This is a genomic window from Streptomyces sp. L-9-10 (assembly GCF_004151105.1).
GTDB lineage: Bacteria > Actinomycetota > Actinomycetes > Streptomycetales > Streptomycetaceae > Streptomyces.
In genome coordinates this window covers 122,359-147,631 of sequence record NZ_PHRF01000053.1, presented here as the reverse complement: position 1 = coordinate 147,631, position 25,273 = coordinate 122,359, and the positions used below count along the sequence as shown (strand labels likewise).

21 protein-coding genes and 1 other RNA gene are annotated in these 25,273 nt (G+C 71.7%); 17 read left to right on the top strand and 5 right to left on the bottom strand.

Translation table 11 applies throughout. From position 1 onward, the window contains the following. Positions 1-163: 163 nt before the first annotated feature. From CU044_RS15220 to CU044_RS15205, 4 genes are all read left to right on the top strand, one after another. Positions 164-1,801 carry a serine/threonine-protein kinase gene (locus tag CU044_RS15220; RefSeq protein WP_129769112.1) on the top strand — a complete coding sequence of 546 codons (1,638 nt, stop codon included), beginning with the start codon at positions 164-166 and terminating at the stop codon, positions 1,799-1,801. Positions 1,802-1,950: 149 nt separating this feature from the next. After that, positions 1,951-3,198, top strand: coding sequence for a serine/threonine-protein kinase (locus tag CU044_RS15215; RefSeq protein WP_129769111.1), 1,248 nt, complete (start codon positions 1,951-1,953; stop codon positions 3,196-3,198). Positions 3,199-3,714: 516 nt separating this feature from the next. After that, entirely contained in the window at positions 3,715-4,821 is a 1,107-nt protein-coding gene (gene prfB / locus CU044_RS15210) for a peptide chain release factor 2 (protein ID WP_030355145.1), read from the top strand. A gap of 269 nt (positions 4,822-5,090) precedes the next feature. Next, complete coding sequence (locus CU044_RS15205; RefSeq protein WP_129769110.1) at positions 5,091-5,936, top strand: hypothetical protein; 846 nt, start codon at positions 5,091-5,093, stop codon at positions 5,934-5,936. A gap of 123 nt (positions 5,937-6,059) precedes the next feature. Here the strand turns inward: CU044_RS15205 and CU044_RS15200 are convergent, their stop codons facing one another. Further along, positions 6,060-6,254: a hypothetical protein gene (locus CU044_RS15200; RefSeq protein ID WP_030355143.1), complete on the bottom strand. Its 195-nt coding sequence runs from the start codon at positions 6,252-6,254 to the stop codon at positions 6,060-6,062. Positions 6,255-6,537: 283 nt separating this feature from the next. Between CU044_RS15200 and ftsE the strand changes: the two genes are divergently transcribed. From ftsE to ssrA, 5 genes are all read left to right on the top strand, one after another. Next, positions 6,538-7,227, top strand: a complete 690-nt coding sequence (gene ftsE, locus CU044_RS15195; protein ID WP_030355142.1) for a cell division ATP-binding protein FtsE — start codon at positions 6,538-6,540, stop codon at positions 7,225-7,227. Positions 7,228-7,280: 53 nt separating this feature from the next. Continuing rightward, positions 7,281-8,198: a permease-like cell division protein FtsX gene (gene ftsX, locus CU044_RS15190; protein WP_129769109.1), complete on the top strand. Its 918-nt coding sequence runs from the start codon at positions 7,281-7,283 to the stop codon at positions 8,196-8,198. A 67-nt stretch (positions 8,199-8,265) separates the two neighbouring features. Further along, on the top strand, positions 8,266-9,453 hold the full coding sequence (locus tag CU044_RS15185) for a S41 family peptidase (protein WP_129769108.1): 1,188 nt from the start codon (positions 8,266-8,268) through the stop codon (positions 9,451-9,453). A 34-nt stretch (positions 9,454-9,487) separates the two neighbouring features. Further along, positions 9,488-9,967: an SsrA-binding protein SmpB gene (gene smpB, locus CU044_RS15180; protein WP_129769107.1), complete on the top strand. Its 480-nt coding sequence runs from the start codon at positions 9,488-9,490 to the stop codon at positions 9,965-9,967. A 149-nt stretch (positions 9,968-10,116) separates the two neighbouring features. Next, positions 10,117-10,503: a transfer-messenger RNA gene (ssrA, locus tag CU044_RS15175) on the top strand. Positions 10,504-10,547: 44 nt separating this feature from the next. Here ssrA and CU044_RS15170 read toward each other — a convergent pair. After that, positions 10,548-11,975 carry an MFS transporter gene (locus CU044_RS15170; protein ID WP_129769106.1) on the bottom strand — a complete coding sequence of 476 codons (1,428 nt, stop codon included), beginning with the start codon at positions 11,973-11,975 and terminating at the stop codon, positions 10,548-10,550. Positions 11,976-12,071: 96 nt separating this feature from the next. On the opposite strand from CU044_RS15170, the gene CU044_RS15165 reads away from it, so the two are divergent. After that, positions 12,072-13,046 carry a LysR family transcriptional regulator gene (locus CU044_RS15165; RefSeq protein ID WP_129769105.1) on the top strand — a complete coding sequence of 325 codons (975 nt, stop codon included), beginning with the start codon at positions 12,072-12,074 and terminating at the stop codon, positions 13,044-13,046. A gap of 36 nt (positions 13,047-13,082) precedes the next feature. Here the strand turns inward: CU044_RS15165 and CU044_RS15160 are convergent, their stop codons facing one another. From CU044_RS15160 to CU044_RS15150, 3 genes are all read right to left on the bottom strand, one after another. Further along, positions 13,083-14,159 carry a hypothetical protein gene (locus CU044_RS15160; protein ID WP_129769104.1) on the bottom strand — a complete coding sequence of 359 codons (1,077 nt, stop codon included), beginning with the start codon at positions 14,157-14,159 and terminating at the stop codon, positions 13,083-13,085. Between the two features lie 122 nt (positions 14,160-14,281). Beyond that, complete coding sequence (locus CU044_RS15155) at positions 14,282-14,974, bottom strand: RraA family protein (protein ID WP_129769103.1); 693 nt, start codon at positions 14,972-14,974, stop codon at positions 14,282-14,284. Positions 14,975-15,071: 97 nt separating this feature from the next. Then, the gene (locus CU044_RS15150) at positions 15,072-16,127 is read right to left on the bottom strand and encodes a LacI family DNA-binding transcriptional regulator (RefSeq protein WP_129769102.1); all 1,056 of its coding nucleotides are present in this window, start codon (positions 16,125-16,127) and stop codon (positions 15,072-15,074) included. 517 nt (positions 16,128-16,644) lie between these two features. Between CU044_RS15150 and CU044_RS15145 the strand changes: the two genes are divergently transcribed. From CU044_RS15145 to CU044_RS15115, 7 genes are all read left to right on the top strand, one after another. Further along, positions 16,645-17,784 carry a uroporphyrinogen-III synthase gene (locus CU044_RS15145; RefSeq protein WP_129769101.1) on the top strand — a complete coding sequence of 380 codons (1,140 nt, stop codon included), beginning with the start codon at positions 16,645-16,647 and terminating at the stop codon, positions 17,782-17,784. A 95-nt stretch (positions 17,785-17,879) separates the two neighbouring features. Then, on the top strand, positions 17,880-18,410 hold the full coding sequence (locus CU044_RS15140; protein WP_129769100.1) for a GNAT family protein: 531 nt from the start codon (positions 17,880-17,882) through the stop codon (positions 18,408-18,410). A gap of 108 nt (positions 18,411-18,518) precedes the next feature. Beyond that, the gene (locus tag CU044_RS15135) at positions 18,519-19,124 is read left to right on the top strand and encodes a CGNR zinc finger domain-containing protein (RefSeq protein ID WP_129769099.1); all 606 of its coding nucleotides are present in this window, start codon (positions 18,519-18,521) and stop codon (positions 19,122-19,124) included. Positions 19,125-19,425: 301 nt separating this feature from the next. Beyond that, a complete protein-coding gene (locus CU044_RS15130) occupies positions 19,426-20,013 on the top strand; it encodes a sigma-70 family RNA polymerase sigma factor (RefSeq protein WP_129769098.1) in 588 nt (195 codons plus the stop codon). After that, the gene (locus CU044_RS15125; RefSeq protein ID WP_129769097.1) at positions 20,010-20,828 is read left to right on the top strand and encodes a zf-HC2 domain-containing protein; all 819 of its coding nucleotides are present in this window, start codon (positions 20,010-20,012) and stop codon (positions 20,826-20,828) included. Before CU044_RS15130 ends, CU044_RS15125 begins: the two co-directional genes overlap by 4 nt. A 38-nt stretch (positions 20,829-20,866) precedes the next feature. Then, positions 20,867-23,362, top strand: a complete 2,496-nt coding sequence (locus CU044_RS15120; RefSeq protein ID WP_240045611.1) for a UvrD-helicase domain-containing protein — start codon at positions 20,867-20,869, stop codon at positions 23,360-23,362. 455 nt (positions 23,363-23,817) lie between these two features. Next, a complete protein-coding gene (locus tag CU044_RS15115) occupies positions 23,818-25,254 on the top strand; it encodes an NAD-dependent malic enzyme (protein WP_129769096.1) in 1,437 nt (478 codons plus the stop codon). Positions 25,255-25,273: the final 19 nt, after the last annotated feature.

Sequence of the window (25,273 nt, the reverse complement as noted above, 5' to 3'; positions counted from 1 at the left end):
CCCGACCGGACCCGGGCCGGGTCGGTTCGGGACCGTATCCGAGCGGGATCGGAGTGGGACCGGAAGAGGACGGGCGGGTGACTTGCGGGGCCCGTCTAGAGTGGGTCGGAGACCCGGCGGGGCCGGGGGACGAGATGACCACGACCAGCAGGGAGCGCATGACGTGCGGCCGGTAGGCAGCAAGTACCTGCTCGAGGAGCCGCTGGGACGCGGCGCCACGGGCACCGTCTGGCGAGCCCGTCAGCGTGAGACCGCGGGAGCCGAGGCGGCCGTGGCCGGCCAGCCCGGCGAGACCGTCGCGATCAAGGTCCTCAAGGAGGAGCTGGCGAACGACGCGGATGTCGTGATGCGCTTCCTGCGCGAACGCTCCGTACTGCTCCGCCTCACCCACCCCAACATCGTGCGCACCCGCGACCTGGTGGTCGAGGGCGATCTCCTCGCGCTCGTCATGGATCTGGTCGACGGCCCCGACCTGCACCGCTATCTGCGCGAGAACGGGCCGTTCAGCCCCGTCGCGGCGGCCCTGCTGACCGCCCAGATCGCGGACGCGCTCGCCGCCAGCCACGCCGACGGCGTCGTGCACCGCGACCTCAAGCCCGCCAACGTCCTGCTCAGGAACGACGGCGAGCGGCTGCACCCGATGCTCACCGACTTCGGCATCGCGCGCCTCGCGGACTCCCCGGGACTGACCCGCACGCACGAGTTCGTCGGCACCCCCGCCTATGTCGCGCCGGAGTCCGCCGAGGGCCGTCCGCAGACCTCCGCCGTCGACATCTACGGCGCGGGCATCCTGCTGTACGAACTGGTCACGGGACGCCCGCCGTTCGCCGGCGCGACCGCGCTCGAAGTGCTCCAGCGCCACCTCAGCGAGGAGCCGCGCCGCCCCACCACCGTGCCCGAGCCGCTGTGGACGGTCATAGAGCGCTGCCTGCGCAAGGACCCGGACCAGCGGCCGAGCGCCGAGAACCTCGCCCGCGGACTGCGGACCGTCGCCGCCGGTGTCGGCGTGCACTCCACGCCCGCCCAGGTCGACGCCGCGCTCGGCGTCGGCGCGCTCCTCGCGCCCGACCCGGCGCCCGCGCCCGTGCCCGACACACCGGGCGCGGCCGACCCGACGCAGGTCCTGCCGAGCAACGCCGGCTCGTACGACCCGAACGCGGCGACCAGCGTCATGCCGTCCACCGGTCCCGGCGGCGGCCCCGGTCACGGCCCCGGTGCCGCCGACCCCACCTCGGTCATGCCGCCCGTACCGGTGGACCCCGAGGGCCCGCACCCCTGGCAGGGCCAGATGCGGGCCGCCCGCGACCGCAACGAGCAGACGCAGGTCCAGTACCTCGACCCGAGCCAGGACCCGCTGCGCCGCCGCCCGCAACGACAGCCCCAGCACCCGCCCCAGCAGCCCCCCGGGCACCAGCGGCCCGCGCAGCCGCCCCAGCGACAGCAGCGGTACGCGCCGCCCCCGCAGCAGCAACAGCCGTACGCCCCGGCACCACGCCAGCAGTACGCGCCCCCGCAGCCGCCGCCCCAGCAGCCGCAGGCACCGGCCCCCCGCCAGCAGCGCGAGCCGCGCCCGCCCCGCCAGCGCAACGCCAACCCGATGCGGATCCCCGGCCTGGGCTGCCTCAAGGGCTGTCTCTTCACGCTGGTCCTGCTCTTCGTCGCGGGCTGGCTCATCTGGGAACTGACGCCGCTTCAGGACTGGGTGGCCCAGGGCCAGAGCTACTGGACCGCGATCGGTGACGCGATCTCGACGGTGACGGACTGGATCTCGGAGCTGGGCGGCACGGTCTCGGGACAGTGACGGGGGCACGCGTGGCCGGGGGATGAGGGACGTATCCCCCGGATCGTGCTATTTCCCCCGCCGAAGCGGGTGACGGTGCCGACCAGGGCACGGAACACCCCGATACCCGCGTACTTTGAGGGGCAACGCCAGCCGCTGAGGGAGCAGTCTTGGCACGGAATATCGGCAGCCGGTACACCGCCCACCAGATCCTGGGACGGGGCAGCGCCGGCACGGTGTGGCTCGGGGAAGGGCCCGAGGGCCCCGTCGCCATCAAACTGTTGCGCGAGGACCTCGCGTCGGACCAGGAACTGGTCGGACGCTTCGTCCAGGAGCGCACCGCCCTGCTCGGACTCGACCACCCCCGGGTGGTCGCCGTCCGTGACCTCGTGGTGGACGGCAACGACCTCGCGCTCGTCATGGAACTGGTCCGCGGAACGGATCTCCGTACCCGCCTCGACCGCGAGCGCCGCCTCGCCCCCGAGGCCGCGGTCGCGATCATCGCGGATGTCGCCGACGGGCTCGCCGCCGCGCACGCCGCCGGCGTCGTCCACCGCGACGTCAAGCCCGAGAACATCCTCCTCGACATGGAGGGCCCGCTCGGCCCCGGCGGCGCGCACCCCGCGCTGCTCACCGACTTCGGTGTGGCCAAGCTCATCGACACCCCCCGGCGCACCAAGGCGTCCAAGATCATCGGCACCCCCGACTATCTGGCACCCGAGATCGTGGAGGGCCTGCCGCCGCGCGCGGCCGTCGACATCTACGCGCTGGCCACCGTCCTGTACGAGCTGCTCGCGGGCTTCACCCCGTTCGGCGGCGGCCACCCCGGCGCCGTGCTGCGCCGGCATGTGACCGAGACCGTCGTACCGCTGCCCGGTATCCCCGAGGAGCTGTGGCAGCTGCTCGTCCAGTGCCTGGCGAAGGCCCCGGCCTCCCGGCTGCGCGCCTCGGAGCTGGCGGCGCGGCTGCGGGAACAGCTGCCGACGCTCGCGGGCATCCCGCCGCTGGACGTGGACGAGCCGGACGCGGAGCCAGCGGAGCGGCCGTACGAACCGGATCCGTCAGCGGCGTCCGCGCCGTCGGCCCCCGAGGAGCCGCGCCGCCGGGGAGCGGTGCCGCTCGTCCCCGGCGCGGTGCCCGACTCCAACCGGGACACGCATACGAGCATGCGGGTGCCGGGACCGGACGAACTGGCGGGCGGGGCGCGCGGCACGGCGCGGGCGCCGCGGTCTCCGGGGCAGCGGCGGCCGGGATCGGCGCGGCACAAGGCGGAGGCGGTGCGGAAGCGCCGGATCACGCTGGGGGCGATGGCGGTGCTGCTGGTCGCGGCGGTGGGGGTGGGGGGCTGGCTGGCGCTGGGCGAGGACGGCGCGGACGCGCCCCGGGACTCCCAGCGGACGACGTCGCCGGCGCCGTAGCGCCTCCCGGCGGGGGCGTGGTGCGGGGCGCGGTGGGGTTGCGGTTTCGTACGGCTGGTGCCGGGGTCCGGGGCCTCCGGAGGTACATGTCCGGACGGCATGATGTACGGCGCGACTCTGCCCTGACGATGGTTCGGGCGTCCGTGCGCCACACATCACGCTTCAGTGTCCGGACACGCACCTCCTGCGGCCCCGGCCTCCTCCCCTCGGTGGGTCCCCGCAACGCGGCGATCCGTGTGGGGAGGGGGCGGGTGCGGGCCGGTGGTCGCCCTGTTCTGTCGCGGGGTGCGGGTCGGGGCGGGGTGCCGCTCCGTTCCGGGTGCCGTCTTTCCGGTGGCGAGTGAGCCGAAGGGGCGCGCCGCTGTCGTAAGGGAGGCTGTGCTCGATATGCGGCTCCGCCGCGCGGGCGGAGGTTCGTGAGGTACGAGCGAATCGAGCACGGTCGACCGTCGACGTTGGCTTAAGGCGCCCCGGAGGTGAACCGAGCCCCAAAAAAAGAAGGGTTACGCTGGTGCCGTGGCAGTCGTCGATGTATCCGAAGAGCTGAAGTCCCTCTCCTCGACCATGGGGTCGATCGAGGCCGTCCTGGACCTCGACAAACTGAGGGCCGACATCGCCGTGCTCGAGGAGCAGGCCGCGGCCCCGTCCCTCTGGGACGACCCCGAGGCGGCGCAGAAGATCACCAGCAAGCTTTCGCACCTGCAGGCCGAGGTCCGTAAGACCGAGGCGCTGCGTGGGCGCATCGACGACCTGGAAGTGCTCTTCGAGCTGGCCGAGGCCGAGGATGACGCGGACACCCGCGCCGAGGCCGAGTCCGAGTTGCTGTCGGTGAAGAAGGCGCTGGACGAGATGGAGGTCCGTACGCTCCTCTCGGGCGAGTACGACGAGCGCGAGGCGCTCGTCAATATCCGCGCCGAGGCCGGTGGCGTGGACGCCGCGGACTTCGCCGAGCAGCTTCAGCGCATGTATCTGCGCTGGGCCGAGCGGCACGGTTATCCGACGGAGGTCTACGAGACCTCGTACGCGGAGGAGGCCGGCATCAAGTCGACCATCTTCGTCGTCAAGGCGCCGTACGCCTACGGCACGCTCTCCGTGGAGCAGGGCACCCACCGTCTTGTCCGGATCTCGCCGTTCGACAACCAGGGCCGCCGGCAGACCTCGTTCGCGGGTGTCGAGGTGCTCCCCGTGGTGGAGTCCAGCGACCATGTCGAGATCGACGAGTCCGAGCTGCGCGTGGATGTCTACCGCGCCTCGGGGCCCGGCGGGCAGGGCGTCAACACGACTGACTCCGCGGTGCGTATCACGCATATCCCGACCGGCATCGTGGTGTCCTGCCAGAACGAGCGCTCCCAGATCCAGAACAAGGCGAGCGCCATGAACGTCCTCCAGGCGAAGCTGCTCGAACGCCGCCGTCAGGAGGAGCAGGCCAGGATGGACGCGCTCAAGGGTGACGGCGGCAACTCCTGGGGCAACCAGATGCGTTCCTACGTTCTGCACCCCTATCAGATGGTCAAGGACCTGCGGACGGAGTTCGAGGTCGGTAATCCGCAGGGTGTGCTCGACGGCGAGATCGACGGATTCCTGGAAGCCGGAATTCGCTGGCGCAAGCAGCAGGACAAGTAAATTCGCGCTTTGTCGACAAGGGAACTGCCGTTCGTAGGGCGGCAGTTCCCTTTTACGTCACAGTTGCATCCCCGCATGCCGGACAACTGACGCGATATCGGTCATCGCACGCGCAACGACCTTGACGCGTATATGAAAACCGGCGACGCTGGCGCGTGGCATGCGTAATTCGGGGCGCGTGAGACCGGGGGCGGAGTACGCGAACCCCCAGCGGCCGCTGCCCCGGACGCTGCACCACTGACGAATGAGCTACTGGGGGTAGCAGCCAGATGACCAAGAAGACGCGGATCCGCGTGGCACGTGTGGCGGCCGGCGCGGTGATCGCCGCGGGCGCCTCGCTGACCATCGCGGGCGCCGCTCAGGCCGTTGGTATCGGCGTGTCCACTCCGATCGCCGATGTCGGTCTGGGTATCGGTAACGAGGACACCACGGGTGGCACCACGGACGGTGGCACCACCGACGGCGGCGCGACGGTCGGCACGACTGTGGGCGGCACCACGGACGGTGGGACGACTGACGGTGGCACCACCGACGGTGGCACCACCGATGGTGGGACGACCGATGGTGGTACGACGGACGGCGGGACCACCGATGGTGGGGCCACGGACGGCGGGACGACCGATGGCGGGACCACCGACGGTGGGACGACCGACGGTGGTACGACGGACGGCGGGACCACCGATGGTGGGACCACGGACGGCGGCACGACCGATGGCGGCACCACGGACGGCGGGACCACCGACGGTGGCACGACCGACGGTGGTACGACGGACGGCGGGACCACCGATGGTGGGACCACGGACGGTGGCACGACCGATGGCGGGACCACCGATGGCGGGACGACCGACGGTGGCACCACGGACGGTGGCACCACCACCACCGGCGGTGGCACCGACGGCGGCTCCACCGGTGGCGCGACCACGGGTGGCGACAACACCGACACCGACAGTGTCGGCTCGCAGCCGGTCGAGCAGGGTGCGGCCAAGGAGGAGCTGGCGGAGACCGGCGCCGCCGAGACCACGTTCCTGCTGATCGGTGCCGCGACCATGATCGCCGGCGGTATCGGCTTCCGGATGCTGCCGCGTCTGGTCGGCGGCGGCCGTACGGCCGTCTGAACGGTGTAGTACGCACCACACCGCAGGCACGTGAAAATGAGGGGCCCGGACACCTGTCAGGCGTCCGGGCCCCTCATGCGTGCGTTCTGCGGGTCCGGGGTCGTTCGTCCTACGGGGCGGAGGTCACGCGGGCTGATACGCGGCCATCAGCGCCACCGCCGCGACGAGCACCACCAGCAGTGTGAGCAGCGCCACCGGGCTCAGGCCGCCCAGGGGACCCTGCTGCTGAAGACGCTCCCTGTTGGCGCGGCACACGCGGCAGCGGCCCTCGCTGACGGGTCCCGCGCAGTTGGCGCACACCAGTCTGTCGTAGGTCATGCGCATTCCTCCTCACCGCGCGGCGGAGCCGCAGCCAGTGTCTCTCCGCTCAACGCTCCGGGAAACACGACCGTTCCCCCCTCCACTCTGCCAGTTCCCGGCCGTTTCGGCGCGGTCGGCCGGATTCCTGGTGGACCTCACCGCTGGCGGCCCGGTGCCATCCGTGATAAATCGGCCCAAGCCCGTCCCCGGGCACTGTTCCAACAACGGACGCGGACTGCGCGCGGCAGTGCGGTTCGCGTAAGGTCTCGCTCACCTACTCCCGGCCGACCGTGGTGCACCCGTGATCCGATTCGACAACGTCTCCAAGACCTACCCGAAACAGAACAGCCCCGCTCTGCGTGATGTCTCCCTTGAGATCGAGAAGGGCGAGTTCGTCTTCCTCGTCGGCTCGTCCGGTTCCGGAAAGTCGACCTTCCTGAGACTGCTTCTGCGCGAGGAGCGCGCCAGCCACGGCATGGTGCATGTCCTCGGCAAGGACCTCGCGCGCCTGTCCAACTGGAAGGTGCCGCAGATGCGCCGCCAGCTGGGCACCGTCTTCCAGGACTTCCGGCTGCTGCCGAACAAGACCGTGGCGCAGAACGTCGCGTTCGCGCAGGAGGTCATCGGCAAGTCCCGCGGCGAGACCCGCAAGTCCGTACCGCAGGTCCTCGATCTCGTCGGCCTCGGCGGCAAGGAGGACCGGATGCCCGGTGAGCTCTCCGGTGGTGAGCAGCAGCGCGTCGCGATCGCGCGGGCCTTCGTCAACCGTCCCATGCTGCTCATCGCGGACGAACCGACCGGCAACCTCGACCCGCAGACTTCGGTCGGCATCATGAAGTTGCTGGACCGCATCAACCGCACCGGTACCACCGTCGTGATGGCGACCCACGACCAGAACATCGTCGACCAGATGCGCAAGCGTGTGATCGAGCTGGAGAAGGGCCGTCTCGTGCGCGACCAGGCACGCGGCGTCTACGGCTACCAGCACTGAGCGTTGAGCACACCGAGTACCGAGCACTGAGTACCGAAAGCTGAAAGGACGCCATGCGCGCCCAGTTCGTCCTGTCGGAGATCGGCGTCGGTCTTCGCCGAAATCTCACGATGACCTTCGCGGTCATCGTCTCCGTAGCCCTCTCGCTCGCCCTGTTCGGCGGCGCGCTGCTCATGCGCGAGCAGGTCAGCGTGATGAAGGACTACTGGTACGACAAGGTCAATGTCTCCATCTTCCTCTGCAACAAGAACGACGCGGCGACCGCGCCCCAGTGCGCCAAGGGCTCGGTCACCAGCCAGCAGAGGCAGCAGATCGAGGCCGATCTGAAGAAGATGGACCTCGTCGAGACGGTCCACCACGAGACGGCGGACGAGGCGTACAAGCACTACAAGGAGCGCTACGGCGACACCCCGCTCGCCGCCACGATCACCCCGGACCAGATGCCGGAGTCCTTCCGCGTGAAGCTGGAGGACCCCGAGAAGTACAAGGTGGTGGCGACGGCCTTCGCGGGCCGGGACGGGGTCGAGTCCGTCCAGGACCAGCGGAACATCCTCCAGAACCTCTTCGACCTGATGAACGGCATGAATATCGCGGCGCTCTGTGTGATGGCGCTGATGCTGGTCATCGCGCTGATGCTGATCGTGAACACCGTTCGCGTATCGGCGTTCAGCCGACGCCGGGAGACCGGGATCATGCGGCTCGTCGGCGCCTCCAGTTTCTATATCCAGATGCCGTTCATCATGGAGGCCGCGTTCGCGGGACTGATCGGTGGTGTGGTCGCCTGCGCCATGCTGCTGGCGGGCCGCTACTTCCTGATCGACAACGGTCTCGCGCTCGCCCAGAAGATGGAACTCGTCAACTTCATCGGCTGGGACGCGGTGCTGGCCAAGCTTCCGCTGGTGCTCGCGATCGGTCTGCTGATGCCCGCCGTGGCCGCTTTCGTCGCGCTGCGCAAGTACCTCCGGGTGTGACAAGCGCCCCTGGCGCGGAGGCGACAAGCACCGTTCTGCCGTTCGGTGTTGTCCTAGACTCAACCTCATGTCGGGTTCCGAGTTGCACCAGTTGCACCGAACGTCCCGCGGTGTACGCCGCGGGGCCGCCCTGACATTGCTCTTCGCGGGGGTGCTCGGCACCGCCGCGGCGACGGGCCTCCTGCCGTACGGCGAGGAGGACGCGCCCCGCGTGCACACCCGGCCCGTGGCGTCGACGGCCGACCGCGACGAGGTCGCCAGGGCCGCCGCCGAGGCCATGGCCAACGGCAAGTCCGGTACGGAAGCGGCCGAGGAGGTCGTCAGCCGCAGCGGCGACCGCTGGGGCTCGGTGTACGACAAGAGCGAGTACGAGGAGTTCCAGCAGGCCCTGGACGGCTCGTACACCGGTGTCGGGCTGTGGGCGAGACGTACCGCCGACGGTCTGGTCGAGGTCACCCGGGTCCACCCCGGCGGTCCCGCGCAGCGGGCCGGTATCGGGCCGGGCGACATCATCAGGGACATCGACGGCCGCGGCATCAGGAAGCGGCCCGTCACGGAGATCATGGCGCTGCTGCGCGGCGGGGGGAAGGGCGACGGCGTGTCCGTCGTCGGCACCACCGTCGCGCTCGGACTGGAGCGGGACGGCCACCGCTGGACGGAGAGCCTGCGCCGCGCCCGGCTCACCACCGAATCCGTCACGGTCGACACGATCGAGGGCGGCGCGCTGCGGATCACGGTGGACGCGTTCACCAAGGGGACCGGCCAGCGGGTACGGGACGCGGTCAGTGCCGCGCCGAAGGGCGCCGGCGTCCTGCTCGACCTGCGGGGCAACGCGGGCGGACTGGTCGCCGAGGCCGTCACCGCCGCCTCCGCCTTCCTCGACGGCGGTCTGGTCGCCACGTACGACATACGGGGCGAGGAGCGCGCGCTGTACGCGGATCCCGGCGGCGACACCAGCCGCCCGGTGGTGGTGCTGGTCGACGGCGGCACGATGAGCGCGGCCGAACTGCTCACCGGTGCCCTCCAGGACCGCGGCCGGTCCGTCACCGTCGGCTCGCGCACCTTCGGCAAGGGCTCGGTCCAGATGCCGAGCACGCTTCCCGACGGCTCCGTCGCCGAGCTGACCGTCGGCACGTACCGCACCCCGGCCGGCCATGGGGTCGACGGCCGCGGGGTCACCCCCGATCTCCAGGTGAGCGACGGCGCCCAGGAGCGGGCGAGGTCGGTACTGAGCGGGCTCGGCGGCGCGGAGTAAAGAAGTTGCGCCGGGGTGAGAAAATGGCGGGACTATGGCTAAGGAAACTGGGCGCAAACTGATCGCGCAGAACAAGAAGGCGCGGCACGACTACCTCATTATCGACACGTATGAGTGCGGTCTCGTGCTGACGGGTACCGAGGTGAAGTCCCTGCGCCAGGGGCGGGCCTCCCTGGTGGACGGATTTGTCCAGATCGACGGACACGAGGCGTGGCTGCACAACGTCCATGTGCCGGAGTACACGCAGGGGACCTGGACCAACCACTCCGCCCGGCGCAAGCGGAAGCTGCTGATGCACCGGGTCGAGATCGACAAGCTGGAGTCCAAGTCGCAGGAGACGGGTCACACGATCGTGCCCCTCGCGCTGTACTTCAAGGACGGCCGGGCGAAGGTCGAGATCGCGCTGGCGAAGGGCAAGAAGGAGTACGACAAGCGGCAGACGCTGCGCGAGAAGCAGGACCGGCGCGAGACCGACCGGGCGATCTCGGCGGCGAAGCGGCGCCAGCGGGCCTGACCGGACCCGTCGGCGTTCCCGGTCGGCGCCGCTTCGGCCGGGGCGCGGTGGAATGGGCTGGCACCGTCGTGCGTTGGTCACGTACGATGGGTCCCGCACCTCACAGCGGGTGCACGCTCGAAAAATGAGCACGTTTGAAAAAACAACATGGGGATGATCGGTTTCGACAGCGGATGTCGAAGCAGGTGAAGCGAGCCGAGGAAGCGGCAATGATCTCGTAAACCATATGTCGCAAACAATAATCGCCACTTCTAAGCGCGATTCCTCCGCCTTCGCCCTCGCTGCCTAATTAGCAGCTAGCGAAGACTCTGCGGAGTGTCAGCCCGGGGCTGTTCCCGACCCGGATCCTGGCATCAGCTAGGGGACTAAACCTCTGAGCCCGGTCACGGGGAGCAGAGGGAAACCAAACAGTGACTGAGCCCGTCGGAGACTTGTCCGTGTGATCTCCGGGGCCGAGAAAAGCGAAACGGACTGCGCTCGGAGAAGCCCTGGTTCCGCACCGTTGGACGCGGGTTCGATTCCCGCCATCTCCACAATTCCCATGTTTTCAATTGAATACCGCAGGCGAAGGCCCCGCTGCTCAGGCAGCGGGGCCTTCGTCGTGCCCGAAGCGGCGCGTCCCGGCCGCCGCGAAGAGCAGCGCGAGGAGCGCGGCGCAGAGCGGGAGGGCGTAGCCGCGGGCCGGGTCGGTGTGTTCCACGGTCCAGCCGCCGGCCGCCGCGCCGGCGGCTATGCCGGCCAGCAGCGCCGTGACGGCCAGCGTCATCCCCTCGTTGAGCCGGGCCGCCGGGGTGAGCCGCTGGACGAGCGTCATGCCCGTCACCATCGTCGGGGCCGTCGCCGCGCCCGCGATCAGCAGCGCGCAGGCGAGCAGCGGGAGCGTCCCCGCGGACCCGGGCGCCCCCGTGGTGGCCGCGAGCAGGGGCAGGGACAGCAGCGCCGACATCGCGGCGACGCACAGCACCAGCCGCCGCCCGACCCGGCGGGCGGGGCGCAGCGTGCCGAGGAGCAGCCCAGCGGCACACGAACCGGCGGCCTGGAGCGCGAGAACTCCGCCCGCCCACGCCTGGTGACCGCGGTCGTCCGCGAAGGCGAGCGTGACGACCTCCGTCGCGCCGAACACGGCGCCCGTGGCGAGGAAGACGGCGAGCAGGGCGGCCAGCGCGGGCGAGTGGAGCGGGGCGCGCGCCGCGCCCGTACGGCCGGTGGCGGGCGGCTCGGTGGAACGCTGCGCCGCGAAGACCAGCACACCGGTCAGCAGCAGGACCGCGCCGGTCAGGGTGCCCGCCTCCGGGAAGACCGCGGTGCACAGGAAGGCGGCGAGCACCGGGCCCAGCATGAAGCAGAGTTCGTCGGCCGCCTGCTCGAAGGAGTTGGCGGTATGCAGGGCCGCGGCGTTCTCCGGGTTCGCTCCCCGGTACAGATGGGCCCAGCGGGCCCGGGACATCCCGCCGGTGTTGGGGGTGGTGGCGGTCGCGGCGTAGGCGGCGAAGAGCGTCCAGTCCGGCGCCTCGTACCGTACGCACAGGACCAGGGCGAGCGAGGCCAGCGCGGCGATCGCGGCGGCGGGGACGGCGATACGGGCCTGTCCGTAGCGGTCGACGAGCCGGGCGGTCCGGGGCGCCACCAGCGCGGTGGCCGCGAGGCCCGTGGCGGTGACGGCTCCGGCCAGCGCGTACGAGCCGCGCGATCCGGCGATCATGATCACGGCGCTGACGCTGAACATGCCCATCGGCAGCCGGGCGAGCAGATTCCCGGCGGTGAAGGCGCGGGCACCGGGGATCGCGAAGAGCCGCGCGTACGGGTTGCCCCGGCGGCGCGCTGTCCGTGGCGGGCGCGCCGCTTTCTGCGTTTTCGACGGCTCCGGTGGCTCCGGTGCGCTCGGCGGACCGGGTTCGGAAGCGGGTTCGGAAGTGGGGTCGAAGCGGGCGTCGTACCGCCGTGCCAGGACCAGGCTGTCGCCCGTGACGGCCAGCAGGGGAGTGTCGGGTGCGGGGGAGTACGGCATGCCCTCACCCTCGCCGTACGCCCCGCGTCCGGTCCAACACCTGCTCCGGGGGCATTCACGCATGCGTGTTGTCAGTGGTGTGTTGTTCAATGCGGCATGGCCCGAGACATCGACCCCCGGCTGCTCCGCGGCTTTGTCGCCGCCGCCGAGGACCTGCACTTCACCCGGGCCGCCGCCCGGCTGTACGTCGCCCAGCAGGCGCTGAGCCGCGACATCAGGCGGCTGGAGCGGGAGTTGGACGCCGAGCTGTTCGTACGGACCACGCGGCAGGTGACGCTGACCGCCGAGGGCGAACGGCTGCTGCCGTACGCCCGGGGCGTGCTGGCGGCCCAGGAGGCGCTGCTGGCCGCCCGCGCCGCCGGGGAACGGCCGCTGCTCGTGGATCTCAACACCGAGGGCATGGTCTCGGGGCGCGTGCTGGCGCGGGCGCGCGAACTCGCCCCGCATCATGAGCTGATGGCCCGCTTCGAGAGCGGCCTGACGCGTGCCGCCACCGAGATCCTGGCCGGCCGGCTCGACGCGTCCTTCGGATACGTCGACGGGCTCGCGCCCGCCCTCCGCTCCGGCCTCGCCCATCAGCTCATACGGTACGAGCGGCTCGCCGTGCTGCTGCCGTACGACCACCCGCTGGCCGACAGCGCGGAGGTGCCGCTCGACGCGCTCGCGGGCGAGAGCGTGTACGCGGGGGCGGGCAATCCCGGGACCCTGGAGTGGACGGAGCTGGCGCGGCGGCTCTTCGCCGGGCGCTCCGTCGCACTCGCCCCGCCCGCGCCGATGGCGGTCGGGGCCGAGGAGTTCCGGCGGGTGATGGCGAAGCACCGGACGCCCGTACTCGCCGTGATGGACTTCCCGGAGATGCCGGGGGCGGTGCTGCGCCCGCTCGTCGGCCCCGTGCCTCTGTCGCCCCTGTCGCTGGTGTGGCGCAAGGGGCTGAAGCATCCGGGAGTCGACGCGCTGCGCGCCGCCGCCGACGCGCTCGCCGCACGGGAGGGGTGGCTGGAACGTCTCCCCGGGAGCTGGCTCCCCGGCGCCGCCACCCCTGTCGGCGCTTCGACGCCCGACAACCCGTGAAGCGGAACCGGGCGGGCGGGACTTTACGGACACGCCCTACGGCAGCCGGCAGTCCCAGCGCACCGGGGTGCTGTTCCAGCGGCCGTAGGCGATGCCGTCGTCGGTCAGCGCCGCCACCTCGCCGGTGGGAAAGGGCGTGGAGTCCGTGGGCAGCGACCGCGTGACCCCGTTCCGGATCAGCCACAGCTTGGTGTCCGGCGTGGTGCGCACGACCACCGAGCCGTGCCGGTTGACCGCCTGCGGCTCGCCCGCACCGAGCACGTCCGGGCCGGTGGCCCCCTTCGGCCAGCTCAGGATCGTGGTCGGGCCCGTGGCGTACACCTCGTACCCGAGTACCGTGCCGCCCGCCACGGCCTCGGCCGTCGACCCGGTCTCCGGTCCCGGCAGGTGCTCGGGGAGGCGCTCCACCGTGCCGTCGGGGCTCCAGCGGGCCGCGTGCGTGGAGGAGTCGGGGCCTGCGACGGTCCAGCCGACGACGGTGCCGTCGGCGTCGATGTCAGTGCCCCGCCCGCCGGAGTCCCCCGGAGGCAGATCCAGCGGACGCACTGCGCCGTCCGCCGACCAGACCACCGGCACGGGCCGCTGCCCGGGAGCGCCGGAGGCTCCGGAGACCGTGCCGTCCTCGTTCACGGCCGTCGGGAGGGTGTCGAAGCCCGGCTCGATACCGGGGAGTTCGGTGAACGCGCCGTTCCGGTAGAGCCACCCGGCGGACCGGTAGGTCTCCGAGTCGAACTCGGACCCCACGATGTCGCCGTGGGCGTTGATGCCCGTGGCGCCGGTGCGGGCGGTGCCCAGGTCCTCGGGTACGCCGTCGGTCCACCGGATCAGGTGATACGCGAAGTCCTGGTCCATCGTGAAACCGACCTGGAACCGGCCGGTGGGGTCGGCGTCGTACACCTCGGCGCGGTGGGTCCCGGCGGGCACGGCGAGCTGTTCCCTGACACACGGTTCGCCGTACGCCCCGGCCGGCCCGGTCGCCGGCCCGGCCGTCGGTTCGGTCGCGCGCCCGGTCACGGGCTCGGCCGCCGTGCTCGTGGCAGGCCAGGCGGTGCCGGCCGTGGCCGCCAGCGCGAGGGCGAACAGAACGCCTCTGGTACGTGTGATGGGTCGCAAGATGTCCCCCCGTGGGCGTGCGCTCCGGACGTTTCCGGACTCGCGTCGGATCCATATGCGCAGAGGAACGGAAACGGATGGTGACATACCGTCAAATTCCTTGCACGGTACGGCCGGTCCGGCTACTCCTCGATGGCCCCGCCGATCCGCCGCAGATGCCGGCGGAACGTGTACTCCGGGTCGGCCGTACGCCGCGCCAGATAGTCGTCGAAGGCCGTCTGGCGGCGCAGTGTCTCGCCCGCCACGATCTTGCGGGCCTGTTCGCGCTCGGTCTCCCGGATGCGGTGCGCGGTCGCCAGTACCTCTTCGGCGTGCTCGGCGGCGACGAACAGCACGCCGTCCTCGTCACCGAAGACCAGGTCGTCCGCGCTCACCAGATGCGCCCCGAACCGCGCGGTGTCCAGCGCCTCCGGCTCCCGCTCGTCCAGCCGTACCGGGCCGGGCGGGTAACCGCCGTAGCTGAACACCGGAAGGCCGATCTCCGCCAGCTCGGGGGTGTCCCGGTGGAGCCCCCACACGGCCAGACCGCTCACCCCGGCCGCCCGCGCCTCCAGCACCGCCAGATCGCCGACGCACGCCTCGTCCGTCCGGCCGCCGTTGTCGATGACCAGCACATCACCCGGCCCGGCCCGGCCGAACACCTCCAGGAACACATCCACGCTCCCGTAGTGCCGCACCGGCAGCGCGCGCCCCGCGAGGCGATGACCGTGTACGACGGCACCGACCCCGGCCGGCGCGACGCGCAGCGGCACATCGTGGCGGACGCAGGCGTCGGCCACCAGCGGCGTGGACAGATCGGCGAAGGCCTTCAGCACGGCGAACTCCCTGGCTCGGCCCCCTGACCGTGGCCGGCGCACGGATACGCCGGACGGCGAAGCGATCCTAAGGGCTGCCCCGGAGGCGGCCGGGAGGTCAGCGGGCGTCCGGGAGCGCGGAGCTCTCCCGGACGATCAGCTCCGGTGTCAGCAGGACGTGCTCCTCGGCGCCCTGCGGGTCTCCGATCCTGGTCAGGAGCAGACGGGTACAGGCCCGGCCGACTTCTTCCAGGGGCTGGCGGACGCTGCTCAGGCTGGGGGAGAGCAGGGCGGCGGCGGAGGAGTCGTCGAAGCCGACGACCGCGACGTCGCGGCCCGGGAGGCGGCCGCTGTCGCGCAGGGCGCGGTAGCAGCCGAGGGCGAGGGTGTCGCTGGCCGCGACGACCGCCGTGGTGCCCGCCGGGAAGAGGCGGGCGACCGCGTCGCGTGCGGCGTCGACGTCGTCCATCGCGCTGACCCGCAGGTCACGGACGGACAGGCCGTGCCGGCGCATCGCCTCGCGCCAGCCCCGCGCCCGGTCGTCCCCGACGCCGGAGCCGCGCGGCCAGCCGAGGAAGGCGATCCTGCGGTGGCCCAGCGAAACGAGGTGGTCGACGGCCGTCGCCGTGCCGTGGCAGCCGTCCACGTCCACCCAGTCGCCGACCGAACGGGCCGACCAGGGGCGGCCGAACGCCACGAAGGGGATGTCGCGCTTGCGCAGCCAGCCGGGGCGCGGATCGCCCCGATAGGTATTGCTCAGGACGAACGCGTCGACCGACTGCTCGCGCAACAGCTCGGCGTAGCAGTCGGGTTCGTCCGCCGCGTCCATGGGCGCGGCGAACAGCAGCACGCGGTACCCGGCCGCGTTGGCGGAGTCCGAGAAGGCGCGCAGGAAGTGCTCCATCACCGGCCCCGACACCCCGTCGGGCGTCGCCTGGACGCCGTAGCCGATCAGCCGGCTGGAGCGGGTGCGCAGCGAGCGCGCGGCCTGGTGCGGCCGGTAGTCCAGCTCCGTTATCGCCCGCTGGACGCGCTCCAGGGTCTGCGGGGCCAGCAGATCGGGGGAGTTGAGAGCGTTGGACACGGTCTGGGGCGACACCCCCGCCCGCCGGGCGACCAGCGCCAGCGTGGCCGGCTTGTCCTTGCGCCCGCCGGACGTGGTCGTACGTGCCATCAGTCGCCTCCGTCTCCGGTCCGGGTGCCGTCCACTCGACAAGCGGTGGTACCGCGCCAGTTCGGGGTGGCATGCGGGACAGTCGGTGTTCGATCTTGTCGCGTACAGAATCCCATACGGACGCGCGGGCCATGCCGTTCGACGTAACAGCCCTGCCCCGCAGAAAATCTGAGTCTCCGTCATACATGCGGCGCGCGGAAAGTGATTTGTTCGGGGCGCCGTCGACTCCGGCGGTATACCTTCACGGGCCCCGGCCGGGCCGTACAGGCGGCGGCGGAACGCGTACGGGGCCACGGGGAGGCGTGGATCCCGGCGGCGACGCCGTATGTACGCGACGGTATGCCGCGGCCGTGCGTAACGTCGCCGAAATGCCCGTGGACCGAGCCTGTCACGCGTGTTTGGCAGGCTCGGCCGCTTCTTCCTCCGTACGGCGCCCCGTGGTCGGCGAGCGGGGCGAGCGCGGGCGACCGGGAATCGGAAGCAGTCGGGAATCGGAAGCGAGCGGGAGAGGAGAGGCATGGACGCCCACCAGCACGGCCCCCTCGCGGGCTTCACGATCGGGGTCACCGCCGTCCGGCGCGCCGATGAACTGGGCGCGCTGCTCCGGCACCGCGGCGGCGCCGTCGTCCACGCCCCCGCCCTGCGGATCGTGCCGCTCGCCGAGGACACGCGGCTGCTCTCCGCCACCGAAGAGCTGATCGACCGGGTGCCCGATGTGGTCGTGGCGACCACGGCCGCCGGCTTCCGCGGCTGGATCGGGGCCGCCGGCGGATGGGGCCACGGCGAGGAACTCCTCTCCTGTCTGCACGGCGTCGAACTGCTCGCCCGCGGGCCCGGGGTGAAGGGCGCCCTCCGGGCCGCCGGGCTCACCGAGGCGTGGTCCCCCGGCTCCGAGTCGATGGCCGAGGTCCTCGACCGGCTGCTGGCGGAGGGGGTCGAGGGCCGCCGGATCGCGCTCCAGCTGCACGGGGAGCCGCTGCCCGGGTTCGTGGAGGCCCTGCGGGAGGGCGGCGCCGAGGTCGTCGTCGTACCCGTCCACCGCTGGATGCCCCCGCAGGATCTCGTTCCGGTCGACCGGCTCATCGACGCGACCGTCGCCCGCGCCGTGGACGCCGTCACCTTCACCAGCGCGCCCGCCGCCGCCTCCCTGCTGTCGCGCGCCGGTGAGCGCGGGCGGCTGCCGGAACTGCTGGCGGCCCTGCGCCACGACGTCCTGGCCGCCTGCGTCGGGCCCGTCACCGCCCGGCCGCTCCAGGAGCGGGGCATCGGCACCGTCCAGCCGGACCGCTACCGGCTCGGGCCGCTCGTCGAGGTGCTCTGTACGGAGCTGCCGGGGCGCGCCCGTACGCTGCCGGTCGCGGGCCGCCGCGTCGAGATCCGCGGTCACGCGGTCCTGGTCGACGGCGAAACGCGGCCGGTGCCGCCCGCCGGAATGGCCCTGCTGCACGCGCTGACCCGCAGGCCCGGCTGGGTGGTGTCGCGGGCCGAACTGCTGCGCGCGCTTCCCGGTTCCGGCCGCGACGAACACGCCGTCGAGACCGCGATGGCCCGGCTGCGGGCCGCGCTGGGCGCCCCCGAGCTGATCCACACCGTGGTCAAGCGCGGCTACCGGCTCGCGCTGGACCCGTCGGCCGACTCCCCGTACGCGGACGCGTGAAGCAGCTGTCCGAAGCAGGCGCCTGAAGTGGGTTCCTGAAGCGGAAGCCTGAAGCGGATCGCGGTGGGCGGCGGCCCCGTGGGTACCGTACGAAGATGGCCCATGACTCCTCGATCCGCCTCAGGCCCGCCAGCCCGGACGACGCCGAACGCGTCGCCGAGGCGCTCATCCGCAACAGGGACCACTTGAGTCCCTGGGAGCCGGATCGTCCCGCCGACTTCTACACGCCCAGGGCCCAGGCGAACCGGCTCGCCGATCCCGCCGTCCGGCGCTGGCATCTCGTGGACGGCGGCCGTGTCGTCGGCGAGGCGACCCTCCACAACATCGCCCTCGGACCGTTTCGGAGTGCGAATCTCGGCTACTGGATCGACGCCGCGTACACCGGCCGCGGCCTGGCGACCCGCGCCGTCGAGGAGGTCTGCCGCACCGCCCGTGACGAGCTGGGCCTGCACCGCGTCGAGGCGGCCGCGGTCCTCGCCAACGCCGCCTCGCAGCGCGTGCTGCGCAAATGCGGCTTCGAGCTGATCGGCACGGCCCCGCACTATCTCCACATCGGTGGCGAGTGGCGCGATCACCACCTTTTCCAACGTGTCCTGCACAACGGCCCGCCGAACGCGGCCGGCTAGCGGGCCTTCGGCGAAACCGCCACCGGCAGCAGGGGTTCCGGCCGCGTCCCGGGGCAGGCACTCTGAGGAGGACGGCACCCACGGTGAACCCGAGGCGGTGACAGGCACATGACGGCGGGCACGGCGGCGGGCATGGGCTCGTACGAGTGGCGGTTCGACTCCGGGCGGATCTGCCTGGATCTGGTGGCCACGGGAGAACGGACTTCCAGAGGCCCTGAGCGGCTCGACGGCGCCGCGCCGCTCGGCCGGTGGCTGGTCGGCGCGGGGCTGGTGCCCGAGGGGACGCCGCTCGCGGGCGTCGACGCCCGCTGGGTCCGGTCCTTCGCCGAACTGCGCGACAGAGTGGGGCAGTTGGTACACGCCGAGATCGACGGGCGGGAAGCCGCCGGGGCGCTGGAGCGGGTGAACACGCTGGCAGCGGGGGCGCCGCCGGGCATCAGGGCGGTACGGGACGAGGACGGCGATCTCGTACGGGCGCTGAGCGCCGAGCCCGAGTGCGACGCGCTGCTCGCCGCCGTGGCCAGGGACGCGGTGGAGCTGCTCACCGATCCCGCGGCGCGGGCCCGGCTGCGGGAGTGCGAGGGCGACAGCTGCCGGCGCGTCTACCTGGACACGTCGCGCGGGCGGCGGCGCCGGTGGTGCTCCAGCGAGGTGTGCGGCAACCGCGAGCGGGTCGCCAGGCACCGCCGCAGGGCGGCTCTCGCGCGGTCCTGACGAGGCCCGGCCGGTACGTGCCCGGCGAACGCCCGCCGGAACTTTCCGTAAGGTTGTTGCGCGATTTTCAGACAACTACCGCACGGTATCTCTGCGAGTCGGAGACATGGCCTCCACGTGTCCTCCATCAATCCCGCACGGGTCCCGGACCGGCGCGAACCCCCTCATGCCGCCTTGCTTCGCCCTCCCCCCGGACGCGAAAGATCTTGAAAGTTTTTGCGTCGGCCATTGAGTGCCCTCACCCGGGCGTCCGTAGTGATGAGGGAGAAGCAGCCATGAAGGTCTCGACCGGGAGGTTTAGGTGCGCAAAGATGCGGCCGTGGCCGATGACCGCCCTCACCGGGCCCGACACCGGAGCGCGGCACCGCGCGCCAACACCTCCGTCCCCGACGAGGAGATGATGCGCGCCCTCTACCGGGAACACGCGGGACCGCTGCTCGCCTACGTCATGCGTCTCGTCGCGGGCGACCGCCAGCGCGCCGAGGACGTCGTACAGGAAACGCTCATCCGTGCCTGGAAGAACGCCGGCCAGCTCAATCGGGCGACCGGCTCTGTCCGACCCTGGCTGGTGACGGTCGCCCGGCGCATCGTCATCGACGGTCACCGCAGCCGGCAGGCCCGGCCGCAGGAAGTCGACCCGTCGCCGCTGGAGGTCATGCCCGCGGAGGACGAGATCGACAAGGCGTTGTGGCTGATGACGCTCTCGGACGCGCTTGAGGATTTGACCCCTGCCCACCGGGAAGTACTCGTGGAGACGTACTTCAAGGGACGCACGGTCAACGAGGCGGCCGAGACGCTCGGCATACCCAGCGGGACCGTGCGTTCCCGTGTGTTCTACGCACTACGGTCGATGAAGCTCGCGTTGGAGGAGAGGGGGGTCTCGGCATGACCACGCACGAGCAGTACGGACTGGGCGACGAAAGTACTGTGCATGAAGCCGTCGGAGCGTACGTTCTCGGAATTCTGGACGATGCCGAGGCCACGGCCTTCGAGGCACATCTGGCCGGCTGCCGGATCTGCGCCGTCCACCTGGAGGAGTTCTCCGGGATGGAGCCGATGCTGGCCATGCTGGCGGACGATCCCGACCCGTTCCTCGCGCCCACCCCGCTGACCCCGCCCCCGGTGCCCCTCGCACAGCTGCCGACGCCCTCCGTGTCCGTGCGGCCCAGCCCGGGGCTGCTCGGCAGGCTGGTCGACGAGGTCGCCGTCAAGCGCGCCCAGCGCAAGCGCCGGGGGCTGTATCTGGTCGCCGCCGCCGCGGTGCTGATCATCGGCGGGCCCGTCGGCGTCGGGATCGCCACCTCGGGCGGCGCCGAGGCGGGCCCGGCGGTGGCGGAGGAGCGCACCCCGGCGCAGGAGTTCGCCCGTATGCCGGGCAAGATCGGCGCCACGGACACCGTCACCAAGGTCAGCGCCGCCATCGCCATGGAGCCGAAGGCCTGGGGCACCCGCACCGCCCTGGAGCTGAAGAACGTGAAGGGCCCGCTCAAGTGCAGTCTGGTCGCCGTCTCCAAGACCGGCGAGCAGGAGGTCGTCACCTCGTGGTCGGTCCCGGCGTGGGGGTACGGCATCCCCGACAGCCCGGACGAGAACGGCAAGAAGCCGCTCTACGTCGAGGGCGGTACGGCCATGGAGAGCAATGACATCGATCACTTCGAGGTCCGTACGTTCGACGGCAAACGACTGGTGGAAGTCGACGCCTGACATACCCGCCCCCTTCGCGTACGGTTGACGGCTGCCCAATGCACGTCATGAAGGGGGCCTCGGTGGCCGCGCAGGATGCCGCTGTAGAAACCGCTGGACCCGCCGTCGATCCCGTACGCGACACGGAGCACGACTCCGTACGCGACCGCGAGATCGGCGTCGAGCAGCGCCATCTGGACCAGGTGTACCGCCGCCTCGAGGAGAAGATCCACGAGGCGGAGTTCCTGATGAACGACGCCGCCAAGAGGGGGCAGGTCGGCACGCCCGGAGCCCTCGCCGAGCGGGACGCCCAGGTGTTCCGCGCCGGGATCCACCTCAACCGGCTCAACAACGAGTTCGAGGACTTCCTGTTCGGGCGGATCGACCTCCTCCGGGGCAAGGACGGCAAGAAGGGCCCGGACGGCGCGTACACCTCGGTCGAGCCCGCCGACGACGCCATCGGCCCCGGCAGCACCGCCGAGATCGCCGAGACGCTGCACATCGGCCGTATCGGAGTCCTGGACTCCGACTACTCGCCGCTGGTCATCGACTGGCGCGCGCCCGCCGCCGCGCCGTTCTACCGCGCCACCCCGGTGGACCCCGGCCGGGTGGTACGGCGCCGGGTCGTCCGCTCCAAGGGGCGCCGGGTCCTCGGTGTCGAGGACGATCTGATGCGCCCGGAGCTGACCGCCTCGCTGGACGGCGCCGCGCTGGCCGTCATCGGGGACGGCGCGCTGATGGCCGCGCTCGGCCAGGCGCGCGGGCACACCATGCGGGACATCGTCTCCTCCATCCAGGCCGAGCAGGACCTGGTCATCCGTGCCCCCGCCGCCTCGGTCACCGAGGTCGCGGGCGGCCCCGGCACGGGCAAGACCGCGGTGGCGCTGCACCGCGCCGCGTATCTGCTCTACCAGGACAGGCGGCGGTACGCGGGCGGCATCCTGGTGGTCTCGCCGACCCCGCTGCTCGTCGCGTACACGGAGGGCGTGCTTCCGTCGCTGGGCGAGGAGGGGCAGGTCGCGATCCGCGCGGTCGGGTCGCTGGTGGACGGCGCGGAGGCCACGGCGTACGACGAACCGGCGGTGGCGCGGGTCAAGGGCTCGGCGCGGATGCTGAAGGTGCTGCGGAAAGCCGCCAGAGGGGCACTGGAAGGCTCCTTCCCGGCGGGCCCCGTGCCCCGGGCCCGTGACCAGCGGGGCCGGCCGGGGCAGCTGGCCTTCGGCGAGGACCTGGACGGGGCCGGGGACGGCGACGAGGACGGGGACGGGGGCGCCGGGGTCGCGCCCGTACGGACCGATCTGCTCCGGGTCGTCGCCTTCGGCCGCAGGCTGGAGCTGGAGGCCGGTGAGCTGAACCGCATCCGGCAGTCCGTGCTCAGCGGCACCGCGCCCGTCAACCTGCTCAGGCCGCGCGCCCGAAGACTCCTGCTGGACGCCCTCTGGGCGAAATCCGGGTCGGCCCAGCGGCACACCGACGCGGAGCTCGCCGCCGAACTGCGCTCGTCCTTCGACGAGGACGTCACGTCCGAGGACAGCTTCCTCGCCTTCCTGGACGCCTGGTGGCCCGAGCTGACCCCGCGCGGGGTGCTCGCGGCGATGGCCGACGAGCGGCGGCTCGGCCGCTGGTCGCGACGGATCCTCAACCAGGGCGAGAACCGCCGTCTGGCCCGCTCCCTCAAGCGGCTGGGCCCGGACGGCGGAGGCCCGCTCTCCGTCCACGACGTGGCGCTCCTGGACGAGCTGGAGACGCTGCTCGGCTCGCCGCCCCGGCCCAGGAAGCGGCGCGATCTCGACCCGCTGGACCAGCTGACCGGCCTCGAGGAGCTGATGCCGCAGCGCGAGGAGTCGCAGCGCGAGCGGGCCGAACGGCTGGCGGCGGAGCGTACCGAGTACGCGCACGTCATCGTCGACGAGGCGCAGGATCTGACCCCCATGCAGTGGCGGATGGTCGGCCGCCGCGGCCGGCACGCCACCTGGACGGTCGTCGGCGACGCGGCGCAGTCGTCCTGGTCGGACCCGGACGAGGCGGCGGAGGCGCGCGACGAGGCGCTCGGCACCCGCCCGCGCCGCCGTTTCACCCTGACCGTGAACTACCGCAACCCGGCCGAGATCGCCGAGCTGGCGTCGAAGGTCCTGGCGCTCGCCATGCCCGGCATGGAGTCGCCGCGCGCGGTGCGCTCCACGGGCGTACGGCCCCGCTTCCGCGTCGTGGAGAACGGCGATCCGGCCGCGACGGTACGCGCGGAGGCACGGCGGCTGCTCGACCAGGTGGACGGCACGGTCGGTGTCGTCGTCGCCATGAACCGGCGTGAGCAGGCGGCGCGCTGGCTGGCCGGCCTCGGCGACCGGGTGGTGGCGCTGGGCAGTCTGGAGGCCAAGGGGCTGGAGTACGACGCGACGGTCGTGGTCTCCCCGGCGGAGATCGCGGACGAGTCGCCGGCCGGCCTGCGGGTGCTGTACGTCGCGCTGACCCGGGCGACCCAGCAGCTCACGGTGGTCTCGGGGGCCCGCGACGAACCGGACGCGGAAGGCGTACCGGACCTGCTGCGGGACTGATTCCGGAACCGGTCGCGCGGCCTGTTCCGGGGGTCGGCCGCGGGCCCGGTCCGGTATTGACCGGCAGTCAACTCGCACGAGGGGAATCACTTACCGGGGTGGTTTGTTAGCCTGGGGGTGGCACCGGCCCGATCCAAGCCCCCGGGCCCAACCTTCGTCGCTTCGAGCGACCACTTGCCGCGAGGCGAGCATGGCGGGCCGGTGCCACCCTCACAGCAGCTTCGTGCTTCACAGCAGCTTCGCGTCAGCGCCACAGAGGCGTCGGCGAGGCGTCGGCGGGCCTTCACCAGATCGTGGTGGGGGCCTGTTTTCGTCTCACATCATGGGAGCCGGCGTTCCGTAGATAAAGGTCTTTACCTGTTACCAGCCGGTAGGTGCGACCATCTGAAGGCTCCGCCGTTGACGTGTGTCGGGCGGGGCGGCAAAGAGGCTAGGGAAAGAAGAGGGACTCGGTCATGGCAACGGCGCCCAGCGTCTCGTACTCGATGACGGTCAGGTTGGAGGTGCCCGCGAGCGGTACCGCGGTCTCCCAGCTGACCACGGCCGTGGAGTCCTCCGGCGGCTCGGTGACCGGCCTGGACGTGACCGCCTCCGGCCACGAGAAGCTGCGGATCGATGTCACCATCGCCGCCAGCTCCACCGGGCACGCGGAGGAGATCGTCGAGCAGTTGCGGGGCATCGAGGGTGTCACCCTCGGCAAGGTCTCCGACCGTACGTTCCTGATGCACCTCGGCGGCAAGATCGAGATGCAGTCGAAGCACCCCATCCGCAACCGTGACGACCTCTCGATGGTCTACACCCCGGGTGTGGCCCGGGTCTGCATGGCGATCGCCGAGAACCCCGAGGACGCCCGGCGGCTGACCATCAAGCGCAACTCCGTCGCGGTCGTCACGGACGGCTCCGCGGTGCTCGGCCTGGGCAACATCGGCCCCAAGGCCGCGCTGCCCGTCATGGAGGGCAAGGCGGCCCTCTTCAAGCGGTTCGCCGGTATCGACGCCTGGCCGCTCTGCCTGGACACCCAGGACACCGACGCCATCGTCGAGATCGTCAAGGCGATCGCCCCCGGCTTCGCGGGCATCAACCTGGAGGACATCTCCGCGCCCCGCTGCTTCGAGATCGAGGCGCGGCTGCGCGAGGCCCTGGACATCCCGGTCTTCCACGACGACCAGCACGGCACGGCGATCGTGGTGCTCGCGGCCCTGACCAACGCGCTGCGTGTGGTGGGCAAGGGCATCGGGGACGTACGGGTCGTCATGTCCGGAGCGGGCGCGGCCGGTACGGCCATCCTCAAGCTGCTGATCGCCGCGGGCGTCAAGCACACGGTGGTCGCCGACATCCACGGTGTGGTGCACGCGGGCCGCGAGGACCTGGTGGAGGCCGCCCACGAGTCGCCGCTGCGCTGGATCGCCGACAACACCAACCCCGAGGGCGTCACCGGCACGCTCAAGCAGGCCGTGGCCGGCGCGGACGTCTTCATCGGCGTCTCGGCACCGAACGTGCTGGACGGCGACGACGTGGCGGCCATGGCGGACGGCGCGATCGTGTTCGCCCTCGCCAACCCCGACCCCGAGGTCGACCCGGCGATCGCGCGCGAGACGGCGGCCGTGGTGGCCACCGGCCGCTCCGACTTCCCCAACCAGATCAACAACGTGCTGGTCTTCCCCGGTGTCTTCCGCGGCCTGCTGGACGCCCAGTCCCGCACGGTCAACACGGAGATGATGCTGGCCGCGGCGACGGCGCTCGCCGATGTCGTCACCGAGGAGGAGCTCAACCCGAACTACATCGTGCCCTCGGTCTTCAACGACAAGGTCGCGGGCGCGGTGGCGGGCGCGGTGCGCGACGCCGCCAAGGCGGCCGGCGCGGACGTGACGGCTCCCGTCACCCAGGTCTGACCCGGAGGGGGCCGGGGTG